Origin of the sequence: Corynebacterium sp. BD556 (assembly GCF_038452275.1) — a bacterium.
In the GTDB taxonomy this organism is placed as follows: domain Bacteria; phylum Actinomycetota; class Actinomycetes; order Mycobacteriales; family Mycobacteriaceae; genus Corynebacterium; species Corynebacterium mayonis.
In genome coordinates this window covers 1,391,495-1,416,895 of record NZ_CP141643.1, presented here as the reverse complement: position 1 = coordinate 1,416,895, position 25,401 = coordinate 1,391,495, and the positions used below count along the sequence as shown (strand labels likewise).

Here is a 25,401-nt window from a genome sequence, read left to right as displayed (position 1 = left end):
GTTGTGGTTGTGTGTGTGGGTGTGGGTGTGGTGTGTGAGAACTGTATAGTGGACGCGAGCATCTTTATTCTTTGTTTGTGTGCATGCCTGCTTTGTGTGGGTGTGTGTTTTGTGTGTGTAAGGGCGTACGGTGGATGCCTTGGTATGCTGGGCCGATGAAGGACGTGAAAGGCTGCGTTAAGCCTCGGGGAGTTGCCAATTGAGCGTTGATCCGAGGATGTCCGAATGGGGAAACCCCGCACCGGTTATGTGGTGTGACCCGCAGATGAATTCATAGTCTGTGTGGGGGTTGACGCGGGGAAGTGAAACATCTCAGTACCCGTAGGAGAAGAAAACAATTGTGATTCCGTGAGTAGTGGCGAGCGAAAGTGGATGAGGCTAAACCATGTGTGTGTGATACCTGACAGGGGTTGCGCATGTGGGGTTGTGGGGATGTGTTGTGTGGGTTCTGTCAGGCCTGCGCATGGCAGTGTGCGTTAGCGGAAGTTGCCTGGGATGGTGCGCCGTAGTGGGTGAGAGCCCCTGTACGTGAAGGCGTTGTGCTGTTGTGTTGACATGTTGCCCCGAGTAGCAGCGGGCTCGTGGAATCTGCTGTGAATCTGCCGGGACCACCCGGTAAGCCTAAATACTCAGTGTGACCGATAGTGGATGTAGTACCGTGAGGGAATGGTGAAAAGTACCCCGGGAGGGGAGTGAAATAGTTCCTGAAACCGTGCGCTTACAATCCGTCAGAGCACTTCTTGTGTGTGATGGCGTGCCTTTTGAAGAATGAGCCTGCGAGTCAGCGGCATGTCGCGAGGTTAACCCGTTTGTGAAGGGGTAGTCGTAGCGAAAGCGAATCCTCATGGGGTGTTGTAGTGGCATGTCCTGGACCCGAAGCGGGGTGATCTACCCATGGCCAGTGTGAAGCAGCTGTAAGAGGTTGTGGAGGCGCGAACCCACTTAGGTTGAAAACTGAGGGGATGAGCTGTGGGTAGGGGTGAAAGGCCAATCAAACTCCGTGATAGCTGGTTCTCCCCGAAATGCATTTAGGTGCAGCGTTATGTTAGCTTGCCGGAGGTAGAGCTACTGGTTGGTTGAGCGGGACTATCATCTTAGCAACATCAGCCAAACTCCGAATGCCGGTGTAAGTGATGCATGGCAGTGAGACTGTGGGGGATAAGCTTCATAGTCGAGAGGGAAACAGCCCAGATCGCCGGTTAAGGCCCCTAAGGGTGTACTAAGTGGAAAAGGATGTGGGATCGCGAAGACAGCCAGGAGGTTGGCTTAGAAGCAGCCATCCTTGAAAGAGTGCGTAATAGCTCACTGGTCGAGTGGTTTCGCGCCGACAATGTAGTGGGGCTCAAGTACACCGCCGAAGCCGCGGCAAGCATGCTTTTTGTGTGTTTGGGTAGGGGAGCGTCGTGTGTGGGGTGAAGCAGTATCGTAAGGGGCTGTGGACTGCACGCGAGTGAGAATGCAGGCATGAGTAACGAGTGATAAGTGAGAATCTTATCCGCCGGATGACTAAGGGTTCCTGGGTCAAGTTCGTCTTCCCAGGGTGAGTCGGGTCCTAAGGCGAGGCCGACAGGCGTAGTCGATGGTTAACGGGTTGATATTCCCGTACCCGTTGTCACGCGACCAAGACTGAATGGTTGATACTAACCACCCTGATCTGTTGCTGTCATGCTCTTTGAGTGTGTGGTGATGGTGATGCGTGGGGCCTGATGCTTAGTAGGTCAGTGATGGGGTGACGCAGTGAGGTAGCCACGCCGTTTATTGGATTGCGGTGCAAGCGTGTGGCACGAACCTTTGTTAAATGCGGGGTTCATTGTGTGTGAGGCGTGATGCGTAGCCCCTTTGGTGGGGTGATGGTGGTGATCCTGGACTGTCGAGAAAAGCCTCTAGCGATGTGTGGCAATGGCCCGTACCCGAAACCGACACAGGTAGTCAGGTAGAGAATACTAAGGCGGTCGGGTGAACTGTGGTTAAGGAACTCGGCAAATTGCCCCCGTAACTTCGGGAGAAGGGGGACCTGTGCTGGTGATCATGCTTTACGTGTGTGAGCTGGTGTGGGGCGCAGAGAATAGAGGGGAGCGACTGTTTATCAAAAACACAGGTCCGTGCGAAGACTTTTACGTTGATGTATACGGACTGACGCCTGCCCGGTGCTGGAAGGTTAAGAGGACCTGTTAGATCACTTTTGTGTTCGAAGCGGAGAATTTAAGCCCCAGTAAACGGCGGTGGTAACTATAACCATCCTAAGGTAGCGAAATTCCTTGTCGGGTAAGTTCCGACCTGCACGAATGGCGTAACGACTCCCCTGCTGTCTCAACCACAGGCCCGGTGAAATTGCAGTACGAGTAAAGATGCTCGTTTCGCGCGGCAGGACGAGAAGACCCCGGGACCTTCACTATAGCTTGGTATTGGTGTTCGGTGCGGTTTGTGTAGGATAGGTGGGAGACTGTGAAGCGGCCACGCTAGTGGTTGTGGAGTCGTTGTTGAAATACCACTCTGACCGTAGTGGATACCTTAACCTTGGCCCATGATCTGGGTTGGGGACAGTGCCTGGTGGGTAGTTTAACTGGGGCGGTTGCCTCCTAAAGAGTAACGGAGGCGCCCAAAGGTTCCCTCAGCCTGGTTGGCAATCAGGTGGCGAGTGTAAGTGCACAAGGGAGCTTGACTGCGAGACCTACAAGTCGAGCAGGGACGAAAGTCGGGACTAGTGATCCGGCACCTACTTGTGGATGTGGTGTCGCTCAACGGATAAAAGGTACCCCGGGGATAACAGGCTGATCTTCCCCAAGAGTCCATATCGACGGGATGGTTTGGCACCTCGATGTCGGCTCGTCGCATCCTGGGGCTGGAGTAGGTCCCAAGGGTTGGGCTGTTCGCCCATTAAAGCGGCACGCGAGCTGGGTTCAGAACGTCGTGAGACAGTTCGGTCTCTATCCGCCGCGCGCGCAGAAACTTGAGAAAGGCTGTCCCTAGTACGAGAGGACCGGGACGGACGTACCTCTGGTGTGCCAGTTGTTCCGCCAGGAGCACGGCTGGTTGGCTACGTACGGAAGGGATAACCGCTGAAAGCATCTAAGCGGGAAGCCCGTTTCAAGATGAGGTTTCTTTTGAGGTTCCCACGAGATCAGTGGGTTGATAGGCCAGATCTGGACACACAGCAATGTGCATGAGGTGACTGGTACTAATACACCAACAACGCAAAACTCAACAACACAACCGAAGAAGAGTTCTGTATGCACCAAAAGCGTCCACTATGCAGTATCTGACACACCACGTCTGCTACATAAGCCACAACAATAAATCAATTAAGGTCCACTGCCCGACAAAGGCACGGACACATCCCCAAAATGTGTCGGTGGTTGATGGCGGCGGGGAAACGCCCGGACACCATTCCGAACCCGGAAGCTAAGCCCGCCCGCGCTGATGGTACTGCATCCGGAAGGATGTGGGAGAGTAAGTTACCGCCGACCCAACAACTTCACAACACCCCAACCCCCCCTTCACACCAAAAGGGGGGTTGAGGCATTTTAAGGCCCTTTGGGCTGGCTTGATGTACCTGGAATCTGGTGTGCCATGTAGCCTCAATGCTGGGATAATGGCTAAGGCAGAAAAGGAAGATGCTATGGGCAGTGACGGTTCGAAGGGGCGTCGAAAAGCGGCGGCTCGGGCCGTTGATCTCGTCAAAACCTACGGTCAAGCGGACACACAAGTGGTGGCCCTCGATGGGGTCAGCATTGAATTTGACGCGCAGGAGTTCACAGCCATAATGGGGCCATCAGGGGGTCTGAACCCCGGAAAGTGGACACGGAGTTTTAATCAGATGCGGTTTTGAGTATAGCTGTTTCGGAAGATTCAAAGGCGTTCGGCGAACGATAGCCGCACCTCGAGTGCAGGCGTTTGGTGTTGTAGCGACTGCACCATTGGAACACGTCCCGGCGACACACCAGCTGACTGGCGAAAACAGGTGCATCTTGAAGGACTTCCCGTTTCAACGTGGCGTTGAACGACTCCGCCAGAGAATTATCCGCGCTGGTACCAATTGCTCCCATCGATTGGGTAACACCGAGACGTTCACATAGTCTTCGGTACCGATCAGAGGTGTATACACTGCCATGATCGGAGTGGAAAATCGCTCCGTCAAGCCCGCCACGGATCCCGTAAGCCATCATCAAAGCCTCTTCAACTAACTCCGTACGCATGTGGACGGCGATCGCGAAACCGGTCAACTGCCGCGAGTAGCAGTCGATGACCGTCGCCAGGTACATATTCGACCCATCTGCAATCGGGAGGTAGGTGATATCGCCGACGTAGACCGTGTTTGGTTTCTCCGCGGTGAAACGGCGTGCGAGCAGATCCGGAAACGTCGGAGCGCGTTTCGCAGACACCGTGGTCTTTACGCGGCGTTTCTTGGTGTAGCCGAACAATTCCATCTGGCGCATCAGCCTGGCGGTGCGCTTGTGATTGAGGCGATCATCGCTGGTCGGATCCGAGTTGATGGCCGCTGTGATGCGTTTCGCCCCGTAACAGCCGTTCTCAGCTGTGAACACGGCCTTGATCCTCGCTCCCAGCGCCGCGTCAGCGACGAGGCGTCGCCGGCGGGCAGGAGCAGCAGATTTCCACTTGTAGTAGGAGGACCGGTTGATCTTCAGGACCTCACATAACCGCTTGACCTCGTAGAAGTCTCGGTGGTCATCAACGAACTGAAAGCGGTTCACCAGTTCGTCTCTTCCGCGAAATATTTGGCCGCCTTGCGCAGGATCTCTCGTTCTTCCCGTAGCGTGGCGTTTTCGCGTTCCAGCATGCGGATGCGTTCGGCATCGGAGAGTCCTTGAGCAGGAGTACGTTCGCTGTTGGCTGCGGCGATCGGGCTGGCGACTTTTTCACCGTTGGCGTTGGTTTTGGTGCCGGTGCCGAAGGCGTCGAGCCAGGTGCGCAGGGAGTTGCGGTTGACCCCGAGATCGGAGGCGATCGCGTTGATCGTGGCTCCAGGGGTCGACTCGTACAACGTCACTGCGTCACGCTTGAACTGCTCGGTGTAGGTCTTGCGTGGCATGGTGGAAAGGTACCTCACTTCCCCAGCGAAATGCTGGTTTCAGCGTGTCCACCACCAAGGGGTCAGGTCCAGGCTCAGGTAAATCAACTTTGATGCACGCGATGGCCGGCCTGGACTCTTCTACCTCCGGTTGCGCCTTCATCGGCGCAACAAATCTTGCGGAGCTCAACGACAAAGAACTTACAGCTCTGCGCCGCGACCGCCTCGGATTCATTTTTCAATCTTTTAATCTGGTCCCTACGCTCACGGCAGCAGAGAACATCACTTTGCCTTCCAACATTGCCGGCAAAAAAGTTGATGATGAATGGTTTCGCGAGGTCACGCAGCGCTTGGGGCTCAGCGCGAGGCTTAGCCACCGCCCCAGTGAGCTCTCCGGCGGCCAACAGCAACGCGTCGCCTGCGCGCGAGCCTTGGTTAGTCGCCCCGACATCATTTTTGGCGATGAACCCACCGGTAACCTGGACTCGAACGCGAGCCGCGAAGTACTTAACATTCTCCGCCATGCGGTGGACCACGACAAGCAAACTGTCGTCATTGTCACTCACGATGCTCGCGCTGCGTCCTACGCCGACAGGGTGGTCTTTTTGCGAGACGGCGCGATCGTTGATGAAATGCGGGAACCTACGATCGAGGCAATCCTTAGTGTGATGGCCGGAATTGAGGATTAGCGCCGTGGCTTCCACCATGACCAAGGTGTCGATGCGCAACATTGCCGCCCACAAACTGCGCTTGTTTCTCACAGTCGTCGCTGTGGTGCTCGGCACAGCTTTTATCGCTGGTTCCTTGATGTTTACTGCGATGTTGGAGCGTACTTTCGACTCGGCTGTCGCCTCGCGTTACGAAAGCATTGATGCCGTGATTCAGGCGGGCGCGGACGGCACGGCTGTGACGCGGGAAACACTCGCGGTCGTGGAGCGAGATCCCATGGTTGCTCGTGTCAACGAGGGAGGCGCAACGGTTGTGGTTGCTGCGGATTCTTCGGGAGAGGCAATCCAAACAGGGCAGGGCGTTTCGCGCATTTCCGTTTACTATCCCGCCGATGAGTCGGTGGGCAACTCCCCGCAGATCACGCAGGGCCGTGCGCCCTTAGCTGTCGGAGAGGTGCTTCTCAACGGCAACGCCGCCGAAAAGTATGCGGTTTCGCTCGATGAGGAACTTATCGTTGTGGATGCTCATGGGCGCCACGACGTGCGCGTCGTCGGTTTTTACGATGATGGGCTCGCCCAACCCATGTCGCTGTCTTTTGAAACGACGCCCACGACCTACGCCGAGTTCTACACGGACGGAACTACAGTGCCGCAGGTAAGCGTCGCCGCGGCGGGGGAGGTTTCGCCGCAGCAGCTTGTCGACGCCCTCCGCTTATCCCACCCCAAACTCACCATTGAGACTGGTGAGACACTTGCTGAGGAAGCCTCCGAGCAAATTCGGGAAGGCCTGAGCTTTGTCAGCTACTTCCTTATCGCCTTCGGCCTCGTTGGCCTGCTGGTGGGCACCTTCCTGATTGCCAATACCTTTTCTATGATCGTGGCCCAGCGCACGAAGGAATTCGCACTTCTGCGCGCCCTGGGCGCATCCCGCGGCCAGATTACTCGCTCGGTGTCCGTGGAGGCCTTCATCGTTGGCCTTGTCGGATCCGTTGTGGGTGTGGGCGCCGGAGCGGGACTTGTCACCGTGATCAAAGCGGTGATGAGCGCCAACGACATGTCTTTGCCAACGGGCGGGCTCGGCCTGTCCGCGAAGTCCGTGGTGGTGCCAGTGGTTGTCGGGGTCCTTGTGACACTGGCCTCGGCGTGGGCGCCGGCGCGTAAAGCGGGACAGGTTCAGCCGGTGGAAGCGATGCGGGCAAGTGAAACTGTGGCGCCTAAACCGTTACGGGGGCGCACGGTGGCGGGGGCGGTGTTGATCGTCGCTGGCCTTGTCGCATCCGCGGCGGGCATGGGGTGGTCGACCGGTGCGACAAGTGATCGCGCGATAATGGTCGGGGCGGCTGCTGTCGCGCTTATCGGCGGGTTGTTCCTCGCGGGCCCGGCACTTAGCCTTCCTGTGGTGCCGCCGGTGGGGCGAGTGATCGGGGCGCCTTTCGGGGCAGTCGGCAAGTTGGCATCAACGAACACACGCCGCAACCCGAGACGGACCAGCGCCACAGCTTTCGCCTTGATGCTTGGCATTGCGCTGGTGACGGTAATTGGCATGCTGGGCGCAACGATGAAGCAGTCAGTCTCAGACATCGTTGATAGCCAAGTCAGTGCCGACTATGTCCTCTCAGGTCCGCAGATGGGAGCCTTCCCCGTTCCCGCCTCCGTGCTGGAGAAAGTTGCCGCCGTCGACGGGGTGGGGGCTGTGGTGTCCTACAGCGAGGCCCCGGTAACCGTCGACGGCGAATATAGCTACACCTTCGGCCCCTACGGCGCTTCCCCGGTCTTTTCCGGAAATCCAGCCGAACTTTTCGCCATCGAAATGCTTGAGGGCGAATCCGATTTGAGTGCAGACCGGATCATCGTGCCGCGCTTTGTCGCTGAGGAAAAAGGCTGGAAAGTTGGCGACACCGCGACCGTTGGTGCTCCCGGATTGTCACCGGGATCGGTTGAGGTCACCGTCGGGGGAATATTCGCGGACTCCGACGTCATCAAAGGTGTTGCGCTGGGGCAAGAGACTGCACTGAAAGTGGTGCCGGAAACAGCCCTCACCATCCAGGCTGCGGGTGTGCGCGGTGACGGCAGTGTGGACGTCGATAAGCTGCGCGGCGGGATCGAAAACGCCGTGCGCGACGAGATCGTCGTGCAGGTCAAAACCGCCCAAGAGATGAACGGCGAAGTCAGCGCAATGATCGACCAAATGCTCTGCATCCTCTACGCGCTGCTGTCGCTGGCGGTCGTCATCGCTGTGCTGGGAATCGTCAACACCTTGACTTTGTCGGTCATTGAGCGGCGCCAAGAAATCGGGATGCTTCGCGCTGTCGGAACCCACCGCAGACAAGTGCGGGTCATGATCATTCTCGAATCGGTGCAAATGGCCGCCTTCGGAGCCTTCACCGGAACCCTCACCGGACTCGGCCTGGGCTGGGCTTTCCTGACGGTTTTAGAAAGCCAAGGGCTCAAGGTCGTGGTGGTGCCGTGGCCACTGCTTGGCATTATGTTGGCCGGTTCCATCCTCGTCGGAATCCTCGCCGCATTGTGGCCAGCCCACAAGGCGGCGGCGACGCCACCGCTCGACGCGATCGCCGAATGAAACACCATCAAACGCCGAAGGCGCGGGCCGCGTAACGGGCGCCGATAGCCGCGGCGCCAACCCCGGTCGCCGCGCTCAGCGCCGCGTTAACAAACACAACCCGCCACCGGCGTGCCTTGAAGTCTCGCCCAAGCTCTGCAGCCAACGTCGACCACGTAGACAAAGCGCCAGCGAAACCAGTGCCGAAAAAGAGCGGAAAAACACCAGGCAAAGCTATAGTAAAGCCGAGCACAGCAGATCCGACCACGTTCGCCGCCCACGTCCCAGCATTGCGGTGGTTCGTGTTGAGAAAACTCAACGCCCAACGAGCAAGACCGCCCAGAAAACCGCCGACTGCGACGACAAACACCGACCACATCATCGCTTCGCCCCTTGCCGCAGGGCGTCACCGGCGAGCCAACCGGCGACGCACGTGGCGAAGCTGGCGAAGATCAGCGCGGCCGCTTGCGGGCCCGTCGATGAGACAGCGGCAACCGTCACGGCAGAAAAGGTCGTAAAACCACCCAAAAATCCCGCGCCCCAGAATTTCCCTGGAACGAAAAGTCCCATTGCGAAAGAGCCGGCAATGTTGAGCGCAAGCGTGAGGGCTAAAGAGGCACCCTCCGCCGGCAGGCCAAGCACAAAACGCGCAGTTGCGCCGAGGGCGGCGCCGGCGCCGACTAACAGTGCATCTGTCACCATGGAATGTGACTATACGTCGAAGCCGTGCGCGCGCCGCCAAAGCCGGGAATGATGGGAGGGGAAACAACGCATACCTCAGGTAGAAGGAGCGCCCCCTATGGCACACGAACGAGCCGGCCAACCCGCCCGCCCGGAGGATCTAATCGACATAGCGCAGGTGGTGTCTGCTTACTACACCCGCGAGATTGACCCGGAGGACCCCGACCAACAGGTTGCCTTCGGCACCTCCGGTCACCGCGGTAGCTCCCTTGACAATGCCTTCAACCAGCCGCACATCTGGGCCACCACCCAGGCGATTGTGGATTATCGCCGCGCGCAGGGCATTAGTGGGCCTCTCTACATTGGCCGCGATACCCACGCCTTGTCGGAACCGGCGATGATTTCCGCGCTCGAGGTGCTCATTGCCAACGAGGTGGCGGTGCTTGTCGACGCCACCGGGCGCTACACCCCGACCCCGGCCGTGTCCTGCGCGATTGTGCGCCACAACGCGAACGTCGAGCAAACACACCGCGCCGACGGCATCGTGGTCACCCCCTCCCACAACCCGCCGCGCGACGGCGGCTTTAAATACAACCCGCCCAACGGTGGGCCCGCCGACACGGACGCGACCGATTGGATCGCAGCTCAAGCCAACAAGTACATCAAAGCGAGGTTGGAAGGGGTCAGGAGAACCACGGTTTCGGGGGTTCTCGACGAGCGGGCCGAGAAATTTGATTTCATGGGGTCTTACGTCGCTGACCTGCCGAACGTGGTGGACATGGAGGCGATCCGTGCATCCGGACTGCGCATCGGCGCGGACCCCATGGGCGGCGCCAGCGTGGACTACTGGGGTGCGATCGCAAAAACCCACGGCCTGAACCTGACGGTGGTCAACCCCGAGGTAGACGCTACCTGGCGGTTTATGACACTCGACACCGACGGAAAGATCCGCATGGACTGTTCCAGCCCGAACTCCATGGCCTCTTTGGTCCACAACCGCGACAAATATGACATCGCGACCGGAAACGACGCCGACGCGGACCGCCACGGCATAGTCACCCCGGATGCCGGGCTGATGAACCCGAACCACTACCTCGCTGTAGCCATCGAATACCTGCTCACGCACCGCCCAGCTTGGGCCGCCACGACCGCGGTGGGCAAAACACTCGTGTCCTCATCGATGATTGACCGCGTCGTTGCCTCTTTAGGCCGCGATCTTGTTGAAGTGCCAGTCGGCTTTAAGTGGTTTGTGCCAGGGCTTATCGACGGCACCATCGGCTTCGGCGGAGAAGAATCCGCCGGGGCTTCCTTCCTACGCACCAACGGCACCGTGTGGTCCACCGACAAAGACGGCATCATCATGGACCTCCTCGCCGCCGAAATAACAGCGACCACCGGCGAGACACCTTCGCAGCGCTACGCGAAACTAGCAGAAAAGTTCGGGGCTCCCGCCTACGCACGTACCGATGCGGCCGCCACCCGAGAGCAGAAAGCCTTGTTGAAGAAGCTCTCACCGGAGCAGATCACCGCCGAAGAACTCGCCGGCGAAAAAATCACCGCTAAAATGACTGTGGCGCCGGGCAATGGGGCGTCGATAGGCGGGCTGAAAGTAATTACCGACAACGCCTGGTTCGCCGCACGCCCGTCGGGCACCGAAGACAAAAATAAAATCTACGCCGAAAGTTTCCTCGGTCAAGACCACCTCGCCCAGGTGCAGGAAGAAGCACAGGCGCTGGTATCGCAGGTGCTCGGTTCCTAAACAAAAACAAAAGTGAGCAACCCCACAATGCCTTCCGTGCAGCACCAGCCCGGGCTTCGACTAAGGTTGTCAAGGTGACAACAACGCATGATCGGCCTGACACGGTCCCAGCCGCTGCCGCGCCCACTGAACCCACCTCGACGAAAAGTGTCATCGGCGATGTCCTCTCCGCCGCCGCGAGGTTTTTCATGGCCTACATTTGGATTTCCGCGGGCATGTCGAAAATCGGCGTGCACATGGACGTCACCCAGACCATCAAGGCCTACGAAATCTTCACACCAGCGTGGTCGGACTACCTGGCACGCATCATCGGGCCCCTCGAAATAGCCGGCGGTTTACTGCTGCTTCTAGGAATCAAACTTCGCTGGTCAGGCTGGTTGTCCATTGGTGTGCTCCTGCTGTTTATGGTCGGCCTCTACTCTGCGTGGGCGCGGGGGCTAGTGATCGACTGCGGGTGCTTCAGCCCCGGCGAGAGTGACACCGGCACAAATATCTTGGCCACACTCGGCCGCGACGCGTTGTATGTCCTCATTACGCTGATAATGATCTATCGTCCCTACAAGAAGTTCGCGCTCTACCCATAAGGCCGGGCTTTGTTATATCGACACAAGAAAAGGTGCATGACGTGACCACACGCAAGGTGACCAACCCGAACCAAAAAAGTGGAGCCGGATTTATCTGGACCATCCTGGCAATCATTTTGATCGCCGCTGTCGTAATCGGCCTGATTTTCTTCAATGGCCGCACTAAGCGCGACGAAGCCCTCTCCGAGAAAATGATCCCAGTGGACAACCTGTCCATCGAATACACCGAAGGCGACCCGGCGATTGTGCTCAACTCCAAAAACGGGGCAGCGAACGCCGTAACAGTAGATCTATTCGAGGATTTCTCCTGCCCGCACTGCGCTGACCTAGCCACCGCCAGCGACGAGGAAATGCTGCAAAAAATTGAGGCCGGCGAGCTGTCGGTGAATCTGCGTCCCATGACCATTCTGGACCGCCAAGGAACCGAAACTACCGAGGGTCACTCGACCCGCGCACTGGCAGCGGAGCTGGCACTTGCCGCCCACGACGATGTCCCAGCTATGTGGAACCTTCGCGCTCACCTGCTGGAGAATCAGAAGGATGTTTACAACCGTTTCAAAAACGATGATTTCGCCGACCTAGCCCGCGGCTTCGGCGCCAGCGAGGAAGCAATCTCCGACATCCGCGCCGGCAAGTTCATTGAGGCCGCGAAGGAGATGGGCCAACAAAACGTCGACTACCAAAGCGAGAAAACCGGGGAGGCCTACACTCCGCGAGTTTTCAAGGACGGCGAGGACGTGAGAATCCCGAGCCAGGACCCCTCTAGCTGGATCGATGATGTCCTCAGCTAGGTGAACAGCATGTATCTCACCCGCGGCGGGCGATTTGGTTGCCTTTGCGGGTGAGATGTATATTAAGCAAAGTTGCTTGGCGGCCCTTAAAGGGGCCGACAAGGAAACGGGGCTATGGCGCAGTTGGTAGCGCACCACACTGGCAGTGTGGGGGTCATGGGTTCGAATCCCATTAGCTCCACTCGGAAAAATTCATACCGTCCACGACGGGGCTATGGCGCAGTTGGTAGCGCACCACACTGGCAGTGTGGGGGTCATGGGTTCGAATCCCATTAGCTCCACCATGAGAACTCACCTTTGGATCCAAAGATTTGAGTGTTAATTAAACCCCTTGGGTTTTGCGGTTTACCTGGTAATTCGCGGGATTCGAGGGGGTTTTTGTTTTTGGGTGGGTGCCAAAGGATGTTGGGTTGAGTTTTAAAAAACGAGAAGCAACACAGCCTTGGAAAAGCGGTTGTGAGCTTTAGCCACCTGTCGAATCGTCTTTTGTAGCTGTGGAGCCGGAGACGTCCCTTAAACCAGCCGATGCTGTTTGAGCCGACAACTTCTTTAGCGGGGCGTGAGTGTTCTTTGGTCTGGCAGCGATCCTCGAATACTGGCCCACCCGAGAAGGACTCGATGGGTGTTTTCAGGGGAGAAATGAGCGCAGGGCCGAAACCGGCGCGGGCAGAAAGGCCAGCGGAAGGCATCTTTGATGAAGAAGATGAACAATTCGGCTGGGCATTTTAAGGCCTGAACGCTGCGTTGCGGCGCTCGGTGGCGGGAAAGTGGACGCGACCTTTGCGGGGTGCTGTTTCTCCGGCGCGGAAAGCCTGTGTTTCTTAAGCAAGCCTGGAGGGGACAACGACTGGCGTAGCCGAGGGTTCTGCTTGGTTAGCCGCTTGGCGTGGGCGACGGCTCTGTGTCCGAGGTGGTTCCTGAAACCGGCGACTCCGTGAGATCCGGTGAGCCTGGGTTGTCCCCCGGATGACTCGGCAAAGGCTCTTTCACGAGGGGTCGGCGCCGATGTCGTTAAAGGGAGTGATCCAGCAATGGGAAACCTATTTTTTGTGTTGTGGTTAATAGTTTTGTCAAAGTAGTGACTTCGCCCACAGTGTATGGGTAGAGTGTCCGCATACTTACTCGGTGGCGGTTAGCTTGATTCACGTTCACTATGTGCGCCAAGCCCCAAAGCCGTCAGACACTCTGCGAAGCAAAGGATCGTTCACAATGGCCTATTTTGTTCGTCAAAACCACCGCGCACCGAAAGTAACTACGCCCCCGACGGCAGATGAATCTTTGCCGAAAGTGTGCATCATTGGTGCAGGATCTTCGGGGATCGCGGCCGCAAAAGCAATGTCCGAAAAGCGGGTTCCCTTCGACTGGTTTGAAATGGGGCAGCATTTTGGCGGGAACTGGGTGCTGAATAACTCGAATGGTGTCTCGGCGTGTTATGAAACCCTCGAGATCAACACCTCGAACCCGAGGATGGCCTTTTCTGATTTCCCGATGCCGGCGCATTACCCGCCTTATGCGCGCCACGACCAGGTCGCTGAGTATTTCGAAGCCTATGTCGAGCATTTCGCAGTGCGCGACCGCGTCACCTTCAATACCAAGGTTGAAAGTGTCACCCGCGCCGAAGAAAACCGTTGGAGGGTCGAGTTTTCTGGCCCAAAGGGACGCGAGACACGCGAATACGACGCGGTGATCGTTGCAAATGGTCATCACTGGGACCCGCGGTGGCCGGAACCGAGCTATCCGGGAGATTTTGACGGAGAGCAGATCCACGCTCATGATTATCGCTCGGGTGATCAGCTCGCCGGGCGTGACGTCGTGGTGGTTGGTGCTGGCAACTCGGCGATGGATATTGCGGTCGAAGCTTCGTATCGTGCGAACTCTGTTGCGTGGTCGGTGCGGCGCACTGAGTGGGTGCTGCGGAAGTTTTTGTTTGGGAAGGCCACGGACCAAGTTTCGTTGCCGGGGTGGTTGCCGTGGTGGGCGACGAGTGCCCGGCTGTGGCTTGGGGCGAAGCTGTCGGGATCGATGACGAAATACGGTTTGCCGAAACCTAAACACGCACCCGGACAGTCGCACCCGGTGCAGTCGGAGCAGATCCGTAAACGTCTGGAGGCCGGCGCAATTACCGTGCGACCTGGTATTTCGCATCTTGCTGGCGACCGTGTGGTCTTTACTGACGGTTCGGAGTCGAAAGCTGACCTCATCGTGTGGGCCACCGGATATCGGGTGTCGTTTCCGTTCCTGCCAACTGAGCTTGTTGATCCGCAGGCCAACGAGTTGCCGTTGTGGTGGCGTACGGTGCATCCGGAACTGCCAGGATTGTTCTTTGTGGGGCTGTTGCAACCGGTTGGGGCGGTGATGCCGCTTGCCGAAAAACAGAGCGTGTGGATCGCCGAGATGCTCGCCGGAGACTATGTTGCGCCCGCTCCGTCGCAGATCCGCAAACAGATGCTGCGCGCTCACGAGGCGAACAAGCGGCAGTTTTATGATTCGCCGCGGCACACCATGGAAGTAGATTTTGACCACTTCTTGTGGTCTCTTGACCGGGAACGCAAACGTGGCCGTGCCCGTGCAGAAAAGCAGCGCAAGGTTGACGGGAAGGTTATCGCGGTTACCGGGGGTGCCCGAGGTATCGGTTTTGAGATCGCGTCGCAGTTAGCGCGCGAGGGTGCGCTTGTCGCGATTGGTGATGTGCGGGAAGAAGCTGCTGTGGAGGCCGCGGGGAAGCTGCCCGGCGCAATCGGGCTCCATTTAGATGTCAGTGATTCGGCGTCTTTCGCCGCGTTTTTCGACGAGGTCGAGCAGCGCCTCGGCCCCGTCGATGTTCTGGTGAATAATGCTGGCGTGATGTGGGTTGGTGCTTTTGCTGATGAGCCGGAGGCAGCTCTTGCACGGCAGCTTCACGTCAATCTCATGGGTGTGATCCACGGGGTGAAATTGGCGAGCAAACGGATGCGTGAGCGGGGCCGAGGCCACATTATTACGGTTGCTTCAGCGGCGTCGTTTGTCTCGCCTCCGGGTGAGGCGACCTACGCGGCGACAAAGCACGGGGTGCTCGGTTACCTGACGAGCGTGCGTGAGGAGCTGCGCGGCACGGGCGTGCAGGTGTCGATGGTTGCGCCGGTGGTGGTCAACACCGAGCTGGCGGCGGGTACCGCTCCCGGCGGCGCACCGCTTTTGGCGCCGGAAGAAGTTGGCGCAGCCGTTGTTGATCTTGTGCGTCGTCCTCGTTGGCAGGTTTCCTTGCCCGGGTACGTGGCGCCGCTGGCCAAAACCGTCAACGTGTTGCCGTTGCGTTTGCGCGACGCGATCGCTCGCCGGATGGTGCCAAACCAGGTGAAGAAAACTGATCATTCGGCCCGATCTTCTTATGAGAACAGCATGGCTTTGAACGCTTAAGCTTCGGCTGGGTTTGGGGTCCAGGTTTGTGGGGCGAGCGCCTGAGATTATCCGGCGTTGTTTTCGCGCCCCACGGGCTAGACTGTGCTGCATGGTTTCGGTGGCGGCGAATGGGGAAGCTGGCACGGCCTTTTGTCGTTGCGTTGTCGACTCGCCGGTGGGGGAGCTGACCCTGGTTTTTTCCGCCGCGGGTCTTTACCGTGTGCTCTTTGCTGCTGAATCTGGTCTGGGGCGAGGTCTTGCGCAGGTTGAGGCTCGAAACGCTCGGCAGCAGTTCGCGGAGTATTTTGCCGGTGAGCGTAGAGCTTTCACCCTGCCGTTGGATTTAGGTGCATCATCTGGCTTTTACCGCCGGGTTCAGGAGGAATTGTTGAAGATTCCCTACGGGCGCACTGTCGGTTACGGCGATCTGGCGCGGCGGTTGGGTTCGGCGGGGGCGTCGCGGGCGGTGGGCACTGGTTGTGCGCAAAACCCGCTGCCGATCGTCGTTCCCTGTCATCGGGTTGTGCGGGCTGATGGCTCCGTGGGTAATTATCGTGGGGGCGGTGAGGCGAAGGTGTTCCTGTTGGGTTTGGAAGCTGGACTGCAAAGGGGAACTTGATGGCCGAGGTTTTTGTGAAGCAGGGCAGCGCACCGGGCTCCGCAGCTGCGGAGGCGTCTTGTTTGCGGTGGTTACGCGAGGGCAGTGATGCGGTCGTGGAGGTGTTCGATGTGGATGAAAGGGCTAACACCTTAACCATTGAGCGCGTTGTTGCGGTTCGGCCGACGCGAAAGGCTGCGCGCCGGGCGGGCGAGGAGCTCGCCGCGATCCATGCGATGGGGGCTGCGGCTTTCGGTGCGCCGCCTGATGGGTGGCGGGGCCCGAACTTTATTGGCCGCAAGGAGCAGGAGTGCACTGCGGTGGGGCGGTGGGCTGAGTTTTTCACCCGTCAGCGTGTGTTGCCTTTTGCCGGACATGCTGCGGAGGTTGGCAACGTGGATCGGGCGGGGCTGCGCGTGGTCGAGAGGGCGTGTGAGGCGATTGAGGCGAAGGATGAGGACGCCCCTGTCGCCCGTATTCATGGGGATTTGTGGTCCGGCAACGTGTTGTTTTCTTCTCAAGGGCCGCGTTTTATTGATCCGGCGGCCCACGGCGGGCACCCTTTGACGGATATTGCCATGTTGGAGTTGTTCGGTGCGCCGTATTTCGAGTCGATTTGTGAGGGCTATTTGTCGCGTGGTGAGTTGGGTGCTCATTGGCGCCAGCGCATCCCGGTGCATCAGATGCACCCGTTGGCGGTGCATGCGTGGACGCATGGGCCTGCGTATGGTGCGGCGCTTGTCGACGCCGCCCGCCGCACTTTAGAGCTGTTAGGTTAGCGCCACCAGGTGTCTTTTGGCCCTGGGGGCATGTGGCGTTTGTGTTGTCCGATGTGCCAGAGGTGTTCGATGCGTTGGCGGGCGTTGTCGGGCAGGTGCTTGCCTTCGAGGTAGTCGTCAATGTGTGCGTAGGTGATGCCGAGGGCTTCTTCGTCCGGTCGGGAGGGGCGGTCTTCTTCGAGGTCGGCGGTGGGTGTTTTTTCCCAGAGGCGTTGGTTGGCGCCGAGCGTTTTGAGCAGTTCGGCTCCTTGCCTCTTGTTTAGCCCAGCTAAGGGGAGAAGGTCGGCGGCGCCGTCGCCGTGTTTGGTGAAAAAGCCGGTGATGTTTTCTGCGGCGTGGTCGGTGCCGAGGACGAGGAGGTGGCGCTCGCCGGCGATGGCGTATTGAGCGATCATGCGCATGCGGGCTTTAACGTTGCCTTTGTTGAAGTCGTTGAGGTGTGTGAGGCCGAGTTCTTTGGCGACTTCGGCGGAAAGCGCTGCGGTGGCGGGGGCGATGTCGACGGTGATGCGTTCGTCGGGTGCGATGAAGTCGAGTGCTGCTTGGGCGTCGTCCTCGTCGGCTTGTTGGCCGTGGGGCAGGCGTACTGCGATGAAGGTTGCCTGTTGGCCGGCGTCGCGTCGCTTTTCGACGGCCATCTGCGCCAGCTTCCCGGCTAAGGTCGAGTCTTGTCCCCCGGAGATGCCTAGTACGTAGCCTTTGGCTCCGGTGCGTTCTAGGTAATCGACGAGGAAGGAGACGCGGGTGTCGATCTCTGCCTGTGCGTCGATGGTTGGGGTGGTGCCGAGGAGGGAGATGATTTGGGACTGCAGGGCGACTGCGTTGGTGCTCATGGGGCCATCGTAGCGCGGGGCGACAAGCCCATTTTGAGCAGGAGGAATCCTCGGGTAACATTGTCTGCCGTGTCGCAACCCGGTTGTGGTTAGGCTTGCATGCCTTCCGCCAGGTTGCCGATGTGGATGATTCCTCTAGTAAGAAAGGAGCGCCCGATGAAGGTCCGCAAGTCGCTTCGGTCGCTGAAGAACAAGCCGGGCGCCCAGGTCGTGCGTCGCCACGGTAAGGTCTTCGTGATTAACAAGAAGGATCCGCGTTTCAAGGCTCGCCAGGGCTAGAGCGCCTTATCCTTGCAGTGCCCCGTTCCTCCCGGTTGTGGAGGGGCGGGGTTTCTGCGTTTTTCGCCCCGAGTTACATCCATGGAATTACAGTGAGTGGTTATATCAGACTACATGTGGTGCGGCGCGAGCGGCCATCCTGGGAATTTCATGCATGTAACTACTATATGTAGTATGGGTTGCCTAAATGTGGCACAAAGTATAGTGTTTAGGAGTATCGCGCCGAGCCGCCTCGGCGCTCCGATAAGCCCTTCCTAGTACGCAAACTTCCCACAGAAAGAGCCACTGGTTATGTCCATCACCGTTTACACCAAGCCCGCTTGTGTTCAGTGCGTCGCCACCAAAAAGGCCTTGGATAAGGCAGGCCTCGAGTACACGCTCGTGGACATCTCCGAGGACTCGGATGCCCGTGACTACGTCATGGCCCTGGGTTACCTCCAGGCGCCGGTCGTCGAGGTCGATGGGGAGCACTGGTCCGGTTTCCGTCCGGACCGCATCCGTGGGCTGCAAGCCGCCGCGTAACCTTATAACCGACGCGCGACAACTGAATGACCACTGTCGGCGCCCCGCAGCGAAGGGGCGCTACTGAGAGCGAGCCGTCACCTGAAATGGCGGCTTTTTCACGTGAGGGAAAGCGTCAATGCTCATTGTCTATTTCTCGTCCGCCACCGGAAACACGAAGCGTTTCGTGGAAAAGGTCGGCCTGCCGGCCAGGCAGATCCCGCTTTACCGCTGGGAGGAAGACCTGCTGGTGGACGAGCCTTACGTACTCATCTGCCCCACCTACGGGGGAGGTGCCTCCATCTCCCACGAGAACTCGAAACCTGTGCCCAAGCAGGTCATCAAATTCCTCAACAACAAGCACAACCGGGACCTCATCCGCGGGGTTATCGCCGCCGGGAACTCAAACTTCGGTTCGGATTTCTGTTTGGCCGGCGACGTCATTTCGGCAAAATGCAAGGTCCCATACCTCTACCGCTTCGAGTTGATGGGGGCAGAAGGCGACGCCGCCCATGTCCGCGAGCAGTTGATCAAACACGCGGACCGTCTAGGTTTGGCGCCGATGGCGCCGGAGGTCGTCGACAAGCTTCGTGCCCTGGAGCAGGCGGCAGAAGCAGAAAACGCGAAGCGGCTCGCGCGCCTTCGCGAGAAATACAGCACCAAAACAACAGCATAGGAGCGCAATCTACATGTCCACCCCAACGACTACGACCGAAACCCATGGCCGCACCGTTCCCGAACCGGTGAAAGAATCCGACCAACTCGACTACCATGCGCTCAACGCGCTTTTGAACCTCTACGACGATGAGGGCAAGATTCAGTTCGACAAGGATCGCGAGGCCGCGAACCAGTTCTTCCTTCAACACGTCAACCAGAACACCGTCTACTTCCACGACTTGGAAGAAAAGATGCACTACCTGGTGGAGAACAAATACTACGAGCCGGAGGTCATCGAGGCCTACGACTGGGGATTTGTCAAAGACACCTTCAAGCGGGCCTACTCCTATAAGTTCCGCTTCAAGTCCTTCCTCGGCGCGTACAAGTACTACACCTCGTACACGCTCAAGACCTTCGACGGGCGCCGCTATCTGGAACGCTTCGAAGATCGCGTCGCCATGACCGCACTTTTCCTCGGCGACGGCAATGAAGATCTCGCCTCCGCGCTTGTCGACGAAATCATGACCGGCCGTTTCCAACCGGCGACCCCGACCTTCCTCAACGCCGGCAAAGCCCAGCGTGGTGAGTTGGTTTCCTGCTTCCTGCTGCGCATTGAGGACAATATGGAGTCCATCGGCCGCGCCATTAACTCCTCGCTGCAACTGTCCAAGCGCGGCGGCGGCGTGGCTTTGCTGCTTAGCAACATCCGCGAATCAGGCGCGCCTATCAAACACATCGAAAACCAGTCCTCCGGCATTATTCCCGTGATGAAGCTGCTGGAGGATTCTTTCTCCTACGCTAACCAGCTCGGCGCACGCCAGGGTGCCGGCGCGGTCTATCTCAACGCGCACCACCCGGACATCATGAGCTTTTTGGACACCAAGCGCGAAAATGCAGACGAAAAGATCCGCATCAAGACCCTCTCGCTCGGCGTGGTCATCCCAGACATCACCTTCAAGTTGGCCAAGCGCAACGACGACATGTACCTGTTTTCCCCCTACGACGTTGAACGTGTCTACGGCGTGCCCTTCGGCGACATCTCGGTCACTGAGAAGTACGAGGAGATGCTGGAAGACCCGCGTATCCGCAAGACCAAGATCAACGCGCGCCAATTTTTCCAAACGCTTGCGGAGATCCAGTTCGAGTCCGGCTACCCGTACATCATGTTCGAGGACACCGCAAACAAGGCGAACCCGGTCAAGACCGGCCGCATTAACATGTCGAACCTGTGCTCGGAGATCCTCCAGGTCAACTCCCCTTCCGTTTTAAATGACGACCTTAACTACTCGGAGATCGGCCACGACATTTCGTGCAACCTCGGTTCGATGAACGTAGCCATGTCCATGGACTCGGAGAACTTCTCCCGCACCGTCGAATCGGCGATTCGCGCTTTGACCGCCGTGGCGGACAAAACGTCCATTGATTCGGTGCCGCCGATCCGCGAGGGCAACAACGCCTCTCACGCCATCGGACTGGGGCAGATGAACCTCCACGGTTTCCTCGGACGCGAGCACATCCACTACGGCTCCGAGGAAGGGTTGGATTTCACCAACGCCTACTTCGCTACGGTGATGTATGAGGCGATTAAGGCCTCCCATAAGATCGCGGTGGAAAAGGGCGAGAGGTTCGCCGACTTTGAGCGCTCCGAGTACGCCTCGGGCGAGTTCTTCGACCGTTACGACCCGGAAGACTTCCAGCCAAAGACGCAGAAAGTCAAGGAGATCTTCGCGCGCAGCTCCGCGAACGTGCCGACGGCCGCCGACTGGGCGAAGCTGAAAGAGGATGTGGCCCGCGACGGTATCTATAACCGCTACCTGCAGGCAATTCCGCCGACTGGTTCGATTTCTTATATCAACAACTCGACGTCTTCGATCCACCCGATCGCTTCTAAAATTGAGATTCGTAAGGAAGGCAAGATCGGTCGCGTTTACTACCCGGCGCCGCACATGGATAACGAGAACATCGAGTTCTTCAAGGATGCCTACGAGATCGGCTACGAGAAGATCATTGATACCTACGCCGCGGCAACAAAATACGTGGACCAAGGCCTGTCGTTGACGCTTTTCTTCAAAGACACGGTGACCACCCGCGACATCAACCGGGCCCAGATTTACGCTTGGACCAAGGGAATTAAGTCGCTGTACTACATTCGGTTGCGCCAGATGGCGCTCGAAGGTACAGCGATTGAGGGCTGCGTGTCCTGCATGCTCTAAAAAGAGCAAAGACGCTTCTCGACGCGCTTTCAACGAGGCGCGTCGAGAAGCGTCTTTGTTTAATCCTGGTTGTGCGCGGGCGCTGCCTGTCCTGTTGCTTGGCAGATGACGCGCGAAGCCGCTGCGGCAGCGGCAACATCGCGTTGTTCAACCGCCCGCGCTAGTTCAATGTGGGCCTGCGGGAAAGAGTCGCCCTCTGGGGAAAAAATGGAATCGCCATTGGGTAGACAATCATGTGTGGAGCACACAGTGGCGGCGAGAGCACCGATCATTTTGTTGCCCGAGGCCTCAAAAAGGGCACGGCGGAAAAGGCGGTTCGCCTCAATAATCTCATCGTGGAGATCTTCTGCGTCCTGTCTTTCCAATAGCTCTGCCAAGTCAGTCGCGAGTTTCGTGAGCCTTTCGGCCTGTTCGTCCGTGCGCCGTTGGGCAGCGGTTGTTGCGGCGAAAGGTTCGATGGCGCAGCGAAGCTCGTCGAGCTCTGCCATCATGCGCTCACGGTGAGAGTCAACCCGCCACCTCCACTTCATGACCACCAAGTCAAAAATGTCCCAGGAACTCTCCGGCAGAACTTTGATGCCTACGCGCCGCGACGATGAAACCATGCCCATCTGCTCGAGCGCCCGCATTACTTCACGCGCGACGGTTCGTGAGATACCGAAGCGCTCTGAAAGTTGCTGAAGCGTGAAGGTGTGGCCTGCGGGCAGAGTTCCGGAGACGATGTCCACCCCCAGCTCGTCAAGGACGGTGGGAAGCAGCACTCCCGATGCTCCCTTTGGTGCCGATGGCATAGTCATGGATCCACCTCTGATGCTGTCAACTATGTTTCCGTAGCGGAAACAATCACGACTTCACCTTATATGGTTAACCGCCCCCAAAAAGTTCACCCCTACACAATTTTTCGTTAAAGGGGAGAAAAAGCAGGTCATGTTCCCTTCGGGGGTTGGTAAGTGGGGAGGGGGGATCGGGGCTAGAATGACCCAGAAGAACAACGAAGAATAGGTGGAGTGACGTGACAGCACACGACTACGACAAGTTCCTTGCCGAGCGCCCGGAGCCGATGAAAGCAATCAACTGGAACTCGATTCCGGACGAGAAAGATCTTGAGGTCTGGGACCGCCTGACCGGCAATTTTTGGCTGCCGGAGAAGATCCCTGTGTCCAACGACATTCCTAGCTGGAAAACGCTCACCCACGACGAGAAGCTGGCAACGATGCGCGTGTTTGCCAACCTCACCCTTTTGGACACAATCCAGGGCACCGTCGGGGCCGTCTCCCTGCTTCCTCATGCACGCACGATGCATGAGGAGGCCGTCTACACCAACATCGCCTTTATGGAGTCCGTGCACGCCAAGAGCTATTCCAATATCTTCATGACGCTCGCGTCGACGCCCGAGATCAACGAGGCTTTCCGCTGGACCGAGGAAAATGCTGAGGTGCAGCGCAAGGCGAAGATCATCGAGAGTTATTACCGCGGCGACGACCCGCAGAAGAAGAAAATTGCCTCCGTCATGTTGGAGTCCTTCCTCTTTTACTCGGGGTTCTACCTGCCCTTGAACTGGTCCGTTCACTCAAAGCTGACCAACACAGCCGACGTGATTCGCCTGATCATCCGCGATGAGGCTGTTCACGGCTACTACATTGGTTACAAGTACCAGGTGGACATGCGCGAAGCGACCCAGCAGCGCCGTGATGAGTTGAAGGAATACACCTTCGAGCTTCTCTACGACCTGTACGAAAACGAAAGCCAGTACACCGAGGACATCTACGACCCGCTCGGCTGGACAGAAGACGTCAAACGCTTCTTGCGCTACAACGCAAACAAGGCGTTAAACAACCTCGGCTACGAAGGTTTGTTCCCGGCGGATGAAACCCGCGTGTCCCCGGCCATTTTGGCGTCGCTGTCGCCCAACGCCGACGAAAACCACGACTTCTTCTCCGGATCGGGGTCCTCCTACGTCATCGGCAAGGCGGAGGAGACCCACGACGACGACTGGGATTTCGAGTAACGCTGGGGCATTGTCGGCGCGACGGGGAAGCACTCTTTGGGGCCTCCCCCCGCGCGTTGCCCCCGAGGTCTAGAGTAAATTGCTGAAGCTGGCCTGAAGTGGCTGGCAATTCCATAATCCGGCACCTATGATGGATGGGTATCGGTTGGGGCACGTGTGGCCTATGAGTTGCAGCTCACGGGCGATCGTGCGTTAGTCAGGAGGATCTTCAATGACTGCAGTGGCACCACGGCTGGACAACTATGTCCCGCCGACACGCCCAGAGCCAACGGGCGGCGCCCGTAAAGGCTCCACTTTGTACAATCTGCTCACCACAACGGACCACAAGATCCTGGGCATCTACTACATCATGATGTCCTTCATCTGGTTCTTCGTGGGCGGCCTCATGGCGCTGTTGATCCGCGCCGAGCTGTTCAGCCCGGGGCTGCAGTTGTTGTCCAACGAGCAGTTCAACCAACTGTTTACCCTCCACGGCACCGTGATGCTCCTCGCGTTCGGTACGCCGATCGTGTGGGGATTTGCTAACTACGTCCTGCCGCTGCAGATCGGTGCGCCGGACGTGTCCTTCCCGCGTTTGAACGCCTTTGGTTTCTGGATCACCCAGGTCGGTGTCCTCGCCATGCTCGCGGGCTTCCTCACCCCAGGCGGCGCGGCCGACTTCGGGTGGACCATGTACATGCCGCTGGCTGATGCAACCCACACCCCGTCGGTGTCCGCGAACCTGTGGATCATCGGCGTGGGCGCCACCGGTATCGGTACCGTCGCTTCGGCCATTAACATGCTCACCACCGTGTTGACCCTGCGCGCGCCGGGAATGACCATGTTTAGGCTGCCCGTCTTTACGTGGACGGTGTTTGTCACCTCCATCATCGCCTTGATGATCTTCCCGCTGCTTCTCGCTGCGGCGATGGGTGTCCTCTACGACCGTCTGTTGGGCGGTCACATCTACGACACCGCCAACGGCGGCGCCATCTTGTGGCAGCACCTGTTCTGGTTCTTCGGACACCCGGAGGTCTACGTTCTCGCCCTGCCATTTTTCGGCATCATCTCCGAGATCGTGCCGGTGTTCTCCCGTAAACCGGTGTTCGGCTACATCGGCCTCGTTTTCGCAACGCTGGCAATCGCCGGCTTGTCCATGGCTGTGTGGGCACACCACATGTTCGCCACTGGCGCTGTCCTGCTGCCGTTCTTCTCCTTCATGACCTTCCTCATCTCCGTTCCGACGGGCGTGAAGTTCTTCAACTGGGTCGGCACGATGTGGAACGGTCACCTCACCTTCGAAACCCCGATGCTGTGGTCGATGGGCTTTTTGTTCACCTTCCTCTTTGGTGGACTGACCGGCATTATGCTGGCCGCCCCGCCATTGGACTTCCACCTGCATGACTCCTACTTCGTGGTTGCGCACTTCCACTACACCCTGTTTGGCACCGTGGTGTTCTCCGCAATCGCCGGTGTGTACTTCTGGTTCCCGAAGATGACCGGCCGCATGTTGGATGAGCGTTTGGGCAAGATCCACTTCTGGTTCACCTTCATCGCCTTCAACTTGACCTTCTTGGTTCAGCACTGGCTGGGCAACATGGGTATGCCGCGCCGCTACGCTGACTACCTCGATTCTGACGGTTTTACCCTCCTGAACCAGATCTCCACCGTCGGCGCGTTCATCCTCGGTGTCGGTATGCTTCCGTTCATTTGGAATGTGTTCAAGTCCTGGCGCTACGGCGAGATCGTCACCGTCGACGATCCGTGGGGTTACGGCAACTCCCTTGAGTGGGCGACCTCCTGCCCTCCGCCGCGCCACAACTTCGCTTCCTTGCCGCGGATCCGCTCCGAGCGCCCCGCGTTCGAGCTGCATTACCCGCACATGGTTGAGCGTCTGCGTCGCGAGGCCCACACGGGCCACAACGCGGACACCCCGGCAACCTGGAAAGGTGGCGCCCACGAGTTCGACTCCTCCGGCAACGCCACTAAGGTGGCCGACAAAACCAATTAAGCAGTCAGGAGAAGAACGCACCTGACCGGTTCTTCCCGACCAGCCGTAGCCCCTCACCGCCAAGGTGAGGGGCATTTTTTCGCTGCGGTAGCA

Annotated in this window: 19 protein-coding genes, 2 tRNA genes, 2 rRNA genes and 1 pseudogene; 19 read left to right on the top strand and 5 right to left on the bottom strand. The window is 58.3% G+C overall.

Annotation, left to right across the window (positions count from 1 at the left end):
- Positions 1-107: 107 nt before the first annotated feature.
- The 3 genes and pseudogenes from VLL26_RS06680 to VLL26_RS06670 all read left to right on the top strand — a co-directional run.
- Positions 108-3,202 (top strand): 23S ribosomal RNA (locus VLL26_RS06680).
- 146 nt (positions 3,203-3,348) lie between these two features.
- Positions 3,349-3,467, top strand: a 5S ribosomal RNA gene (gene rrf, locus VLL26_RS06675).
- A 152-nt stretch (positions 3,468-3,619) separates the two neighbouring features.
- Positions 3,620-3,778: pseudogene (locus VLL26_RS06670) on the top strand (ABC transporter ATP-binding protein); the annotation flags it as partial.
- Between the two features lie 31 nt (positions 3,779-3,809).
- Here the strand turns inward: VLL26_RS06670 and VLL26_RS06665 are convergent.
- Positions 3,810-5,050, bottom strand: a protein-coding gene (locus VLL26_RS06665; protein ID WP_342318167.1) for an IS3 family transposase whose coding sequence is annotated in 2 segments (ribosomal slippage) — positions 3,810-4,723 and positions 4,723-5,050 — 1,242 coding nt in all. Because the reading frame shifts where the segments join, the coding sequence is not laid out codon by codon here.
- Between VLL26_RS06665 and VLL26_RS06660 the strand changes: the two genes are divergently transcribed.
- Both VLL26_RS06660 and VLL26_RS06655 read left to right on the top strand, forming a co-directional pair.
- Positions 5,044-5,718 (top strand): ABC transporter ATP-binding protein, encoded by a 675-nt coding sequence (locus tag VLL26_RS06660; RefSeq protein WP_425292256.1) that lies wholly within the window; start codon positions 5,044-5,046, stop codon positions 5,716-5,718. The genes VLL26_RS06665 and VLL26_RS06660 overlap by 7 nt on opposite strands.
- Positions 5,719-5,722: 4 nt before the next feature.
- Positions 5,723-8,278: an ABC transporter permease gene (locus tag VLL26_RS06655; protein ID WP_342318349.1), complete on the top strand. Its 2,556-nt coding sequence runs from the start codon at positions 5,723-5,725 to the stop codon at positions 8,276-8,278.
- A gap of 7 nt (positions 8,279-8,285) precedes the next feature.
- Here VLL26_RS06655 and VLL26_RS06650 read toward each other — a convergent pair whose 3' ends face one another.
- Positions 8,286-8,639, bottom strand: coding sequence for a fluoride efflux transporter FluC (locus tag VLL26_RS06650; RefSeq protein WP_342318348.1), 354 nt, complete (start codon positions 8,637-8,639; stop codon positions 8,286-8,288).
- A complete protein-coding gene (locus VLL26_RS06645; protein WP_342318347.1) occupies positions 8,636-8,959 on the bottom strand; it encodes a CrcB family protein in 324 nt (107 codons plus the stop codon). Before VLL26_RS06645 ends, VLL26_RS06650 begins: the two co-directional genes overlap by 4 nt.
- Before the next feature lie 97 nt (positions 8,960-9,056).
- Here VLL26_RS06645 and pgm point away from each other — a divergent pair, with 97 nt between their 5' ends.
- From pgm to VLL26_RS06605, 8 genes are all read left to right on the top strand, one after another.
- The gene (pgm, locus tag VLL26_RS06640; protein ID WP_342318346.1) at positions 9,057-10,697 is read left to right on the top strand and encodes a phosphoglucomutase (alpha-D-glucose-1,6-bisphosphate-dependent); all 1,641 of its coding nucleotides are present in this window, start codon (positions 9,057-9,059) and stop codon (positions 10,695-10,697) included.
- 188 nt (positions 10,698-10,885) lie between these two features.
- Positions 10,886-11,281 carry a MauE/DoxX family redox-associated membrane protein gene (locus tag VLL26_RS06635; protein WP_425292307.1) on the top strand — a complete coding sequence of 132 codons (396 nt, stop codon included), beginning with the start codon at positions 10,886-10,888 and terminating at the stop codon, positions 11,279-11,281.
- A gap of 41 nt (positions 11,282-11,322) precedes the next feature.
- A complete protein-coding gene (locus VLL26_RS06630; protein ID WP_342318345.1) occupies positions 11,323-12,072 on the top strand; it encodes a thioredoxin domain-containing protein in 750 nt (249 codons plus the stop codon).
- Between the two features lie 108 nt (positions 12,073-12,180).
- Positions 12,181-12,253: transfer RNA gene (locus VLL26_RS06625), tRNA-Ala, on the top strand.
- A 27-nt stretch (positions 12,254-12,280) separates the two neighbouring features.
- Positions 12,281-12,356: transfer RNA gene (locus VLL26_RS06620), tRNA-Ala, on the top strand.
- A 925-nt stretch (positions 12,357-13,281) separates the two neighbouring features.
- Positions 13,282-15,468 carry an SDR family NAD(P)-dependent oxidoreductase gene (locus tag VLL26_RS06615; protein ID WP_342318344.1) on the top strand — a complete coding sequence of 729 codons (2,187 nt, stop codon included), beginning with the start codon at positions 13,282-13,284 and terminating at the stop codon, positions 15,466-15,468.
- 91 nt (positions 15,469-15,559) lie between these two features.
- Complete coding sequence (locus VLL26_RS06610; protein ID WP_342318343.1) at positions 15,560-16,069, top strand: methylated-DNA--[protein]-cysteine S-methyltransferase; 510 nt, start codon at positions 15,560-15,562, stop codon at positions 16,067-16,069.
- Positions 16,069-16,827, top strand: coding sequence for a fructosamine kinase family protein (locus VLL26_RS06605; RefSeq protein WP_342318342.1), 759 nt, complete (start codon positions 16,069-16,071; stop codon positions 16,825-16,827). Before VLL26_RS06610 ends, VLL26_RS06605 begins: the two co-directional genes overlap by 1 nt.
- Here the strand turns inward: VLL26_RS06605 and nadE are convergent.
- Positions 16,824-17,660: an ammonia-dependent NAD(+) synthetase gene (gene nadE, locus VLL26_RS06600; RefSeq protein WP_342318341.1), complete on the bottom strand. Its 837-nt coding sequence runs from the start codon at positions 17,658-17,660 to the stop codon at positions 16,824-16,826. The two genes, VLL26_RS06605 and nadE, sit on opposite strands and share 4 nt — an antisense overlap.
- A 156-nt stretch (positions 17,661-17,816) precedes the next feature.
- Here nadE and ykgO point away from each other — a divergent pair, with 156 nt between their 5' ends.
- From ykgO to nrdE, 4 genes are all read left to right on the top strand, one after another.
- The gene (gene ykgO / locus VLL26_RS06595) at positions 17,817-17,939 is read left to right on the top strand and encodes a type B 50S ribosomal protein L36 (RefSeq protein WP_012732041.1); all 123 of its coding nucleotides are present in this window, start codon (positions 17,817-17,819) and stop codon (positions 17,937-17,939) included.
- Positions 17,940-18,230: 291 nt separating this feature from the next.
- Positions 18,231-18,461: a glutaredoxin-like protein NrdH gene (gene nrdH / locus VLL26_RS06590; protein WP_342318340.1), complete on the top strand. Its 231-nt coding sequence runs from the start codon at positions 18,231-18,233 to the stop codon at positions 18,459-18,461.
- A 118-nt stretch (positions 18,462-18,579) separates the two neighbouring features.
- Positions 18,580-19,116, top strand: a complete 537-nt coding sequence (gene nrdI / locus VLL26_RS06585) for a class Ib ribonucleoside-diphosphate reductase assembly flavoprotein NrdI (protein WP_342318339.1) — start codon at positions 18,580-18,582, stop codon at positions 19,114-19,116.
- 13 nt (positions 19,117-19,129) lie between these two features.
- On the top strand, positions 19,130-21,310 hold the full coding sequence (gene nrdE, locus VLL26_RS06580; protein WP_342318338.1) for a class 1b ribonucleoside-diphosphate reductase subunit alpha: 2,181 nt from the start codon (positions 19,130-19,132) through the stop codon (positions 21,308-21,310).
- Positions 21,311-21,369: 59 nt separating this feature from the next.
- Here the strand turns inward: nrdE and VLL26_RS06575 are convergent, their stop codons facing one another.
- Complete coding sequence (locus tag VLL26_RS06575; protein ID WP_342318337.1) at positions 21,370-22,107, bottom strand: FadR/GntR family transcriptional regulator; 738 nt, start codon at positions 22,105-22,107, stop codon at positions 21,370-21,372.
- 215 nt (positions 22,108-22,322) lie between these two features.
- Between VLL26_RS06575 and nrdF the strand changes: the two genes are divergently transcribed.
- On the top strand, positions 22,323-23,318 hold the full coding sequence (gene nrdF / locus VLL26_RS06570; RefSeq protein WP_342318336.1) for a class 1b ribonucleoside-diphosphate reductase subunit beta: 996 nt from the start codon (positions 22,323-22,325) through the stop codon (positions 23,316-23,318).
- A 211-nt stretch (positions 23,319-23,529) separates the two neighbouring features.
- On the top strand, positions 23,530-25,308 hold the full coding sequence (gene ctaD, locus VLL26_RS06565; protein WP_342318335.1) for a cytochrome c oxidase subunit I: 1,779 nt from the start codon (positions 23,530-23,532) through the stop codon (positions 25,306-25,308).
- Positions 25,309-25,401: the final 93 nt, after the last annotated feature.

Bases quoted from the DNA above. Each gene is read 5' to 3' on its own strand.
- VLL26_RS06615 (WP_342318344.1), top strand. From the start codon at position 13,282: ATGGCCTATTTTGTTCGTCAAAACCACCGCGCACCGAAAGTAACTACG.
- VLL26_RS06645 (WP_342318347.1), bottom strand. From the start codon at position 8,959: ATGGTGACAGATGCACTGTTAGTCGGCGCCGGCGCCGCCCTCGGCGCA.
- pgm (WP_342318346.1), top strand. From the start codon at position 9,057: ATGGCACACGAACGAGCCGGCCAACCCGCCCGCCCGGAGGATCTAATC.
- ykgO (WP_012732041.1), top strand. From the start codon at position 17,817: ATGAAGGTCCGCAAGTCGCTTCGGTCGCTGAAGAACAAGCCGGGCGCC.
- nrdH (WP_342318340.1), top strand. From the start codon at position 18,231: ATGTCCATCACCGTTTACACCAAGCCCGCTTGTGTTCAGTGCGTCGCC.
- nrdI (WP_342318339.1), top strand. From the start codon at position 18,580: ATGCTCATTGTCTATTTCTCGTCCGCCACCGGAAACACGAAGCGTTTC.
- VLL26_RS06575 (WP_342318337.1), bottom strand. From the start codon at position 22,107: ATGACTATGCCATCGGCACCAAAGGGAGCATCGGGAGTGCTGCTTCCC.
- VLL26_RS06650 (WP_342318348.1), bottom strand. From the start codon at position 8,639: ATGATGTGGTCGGTGTTTGTCGTCGCAGTCGGCGGTTTTCTGGGCGGT.
- nrdE (WP_342318338.1), top strand. From the start codon at position 19,130: ATGTCCACCCCAACGACTACGACCGAAACCCATGGCCGCACCGTTCCC.
- ctaD (WP_342318335.1), top strand. From the start codon at position 23,530: ATGACTGCAGTGGCACCACGGCTGGACAACTATGTCCCGCCGACACGC.
- nadE (WP_342318341.1), bottom strand. From the start codon at position 17,660: ATGAGCACCAACGCAGTCGCCCTGCAGTCCCAAATCATCTCCCTCCTC.
- VLL26_RS06605 (WP_342318342.1), top strand. From the start codon at position 16,069: ATGGCCGAGGTTTTTGTGAAGCAGGGCAGCGCACCGGGCTCCGCAGCT.
- VLL26_RS06610 (WP_342318343.1), top strand. From the start codon at position 15,560: ATGGTTTCGGTGGCGGCGAATGGGGAAGCTGGCACGGCCTTTTGTCGT.
- VLL26_RS06635 (WP_425292307.1), top strand. From the start codon at position 10,886: ATGGCCTACATTTGGATTTCCGCGGGCATGTCGAAAATCGGCGTGCAC.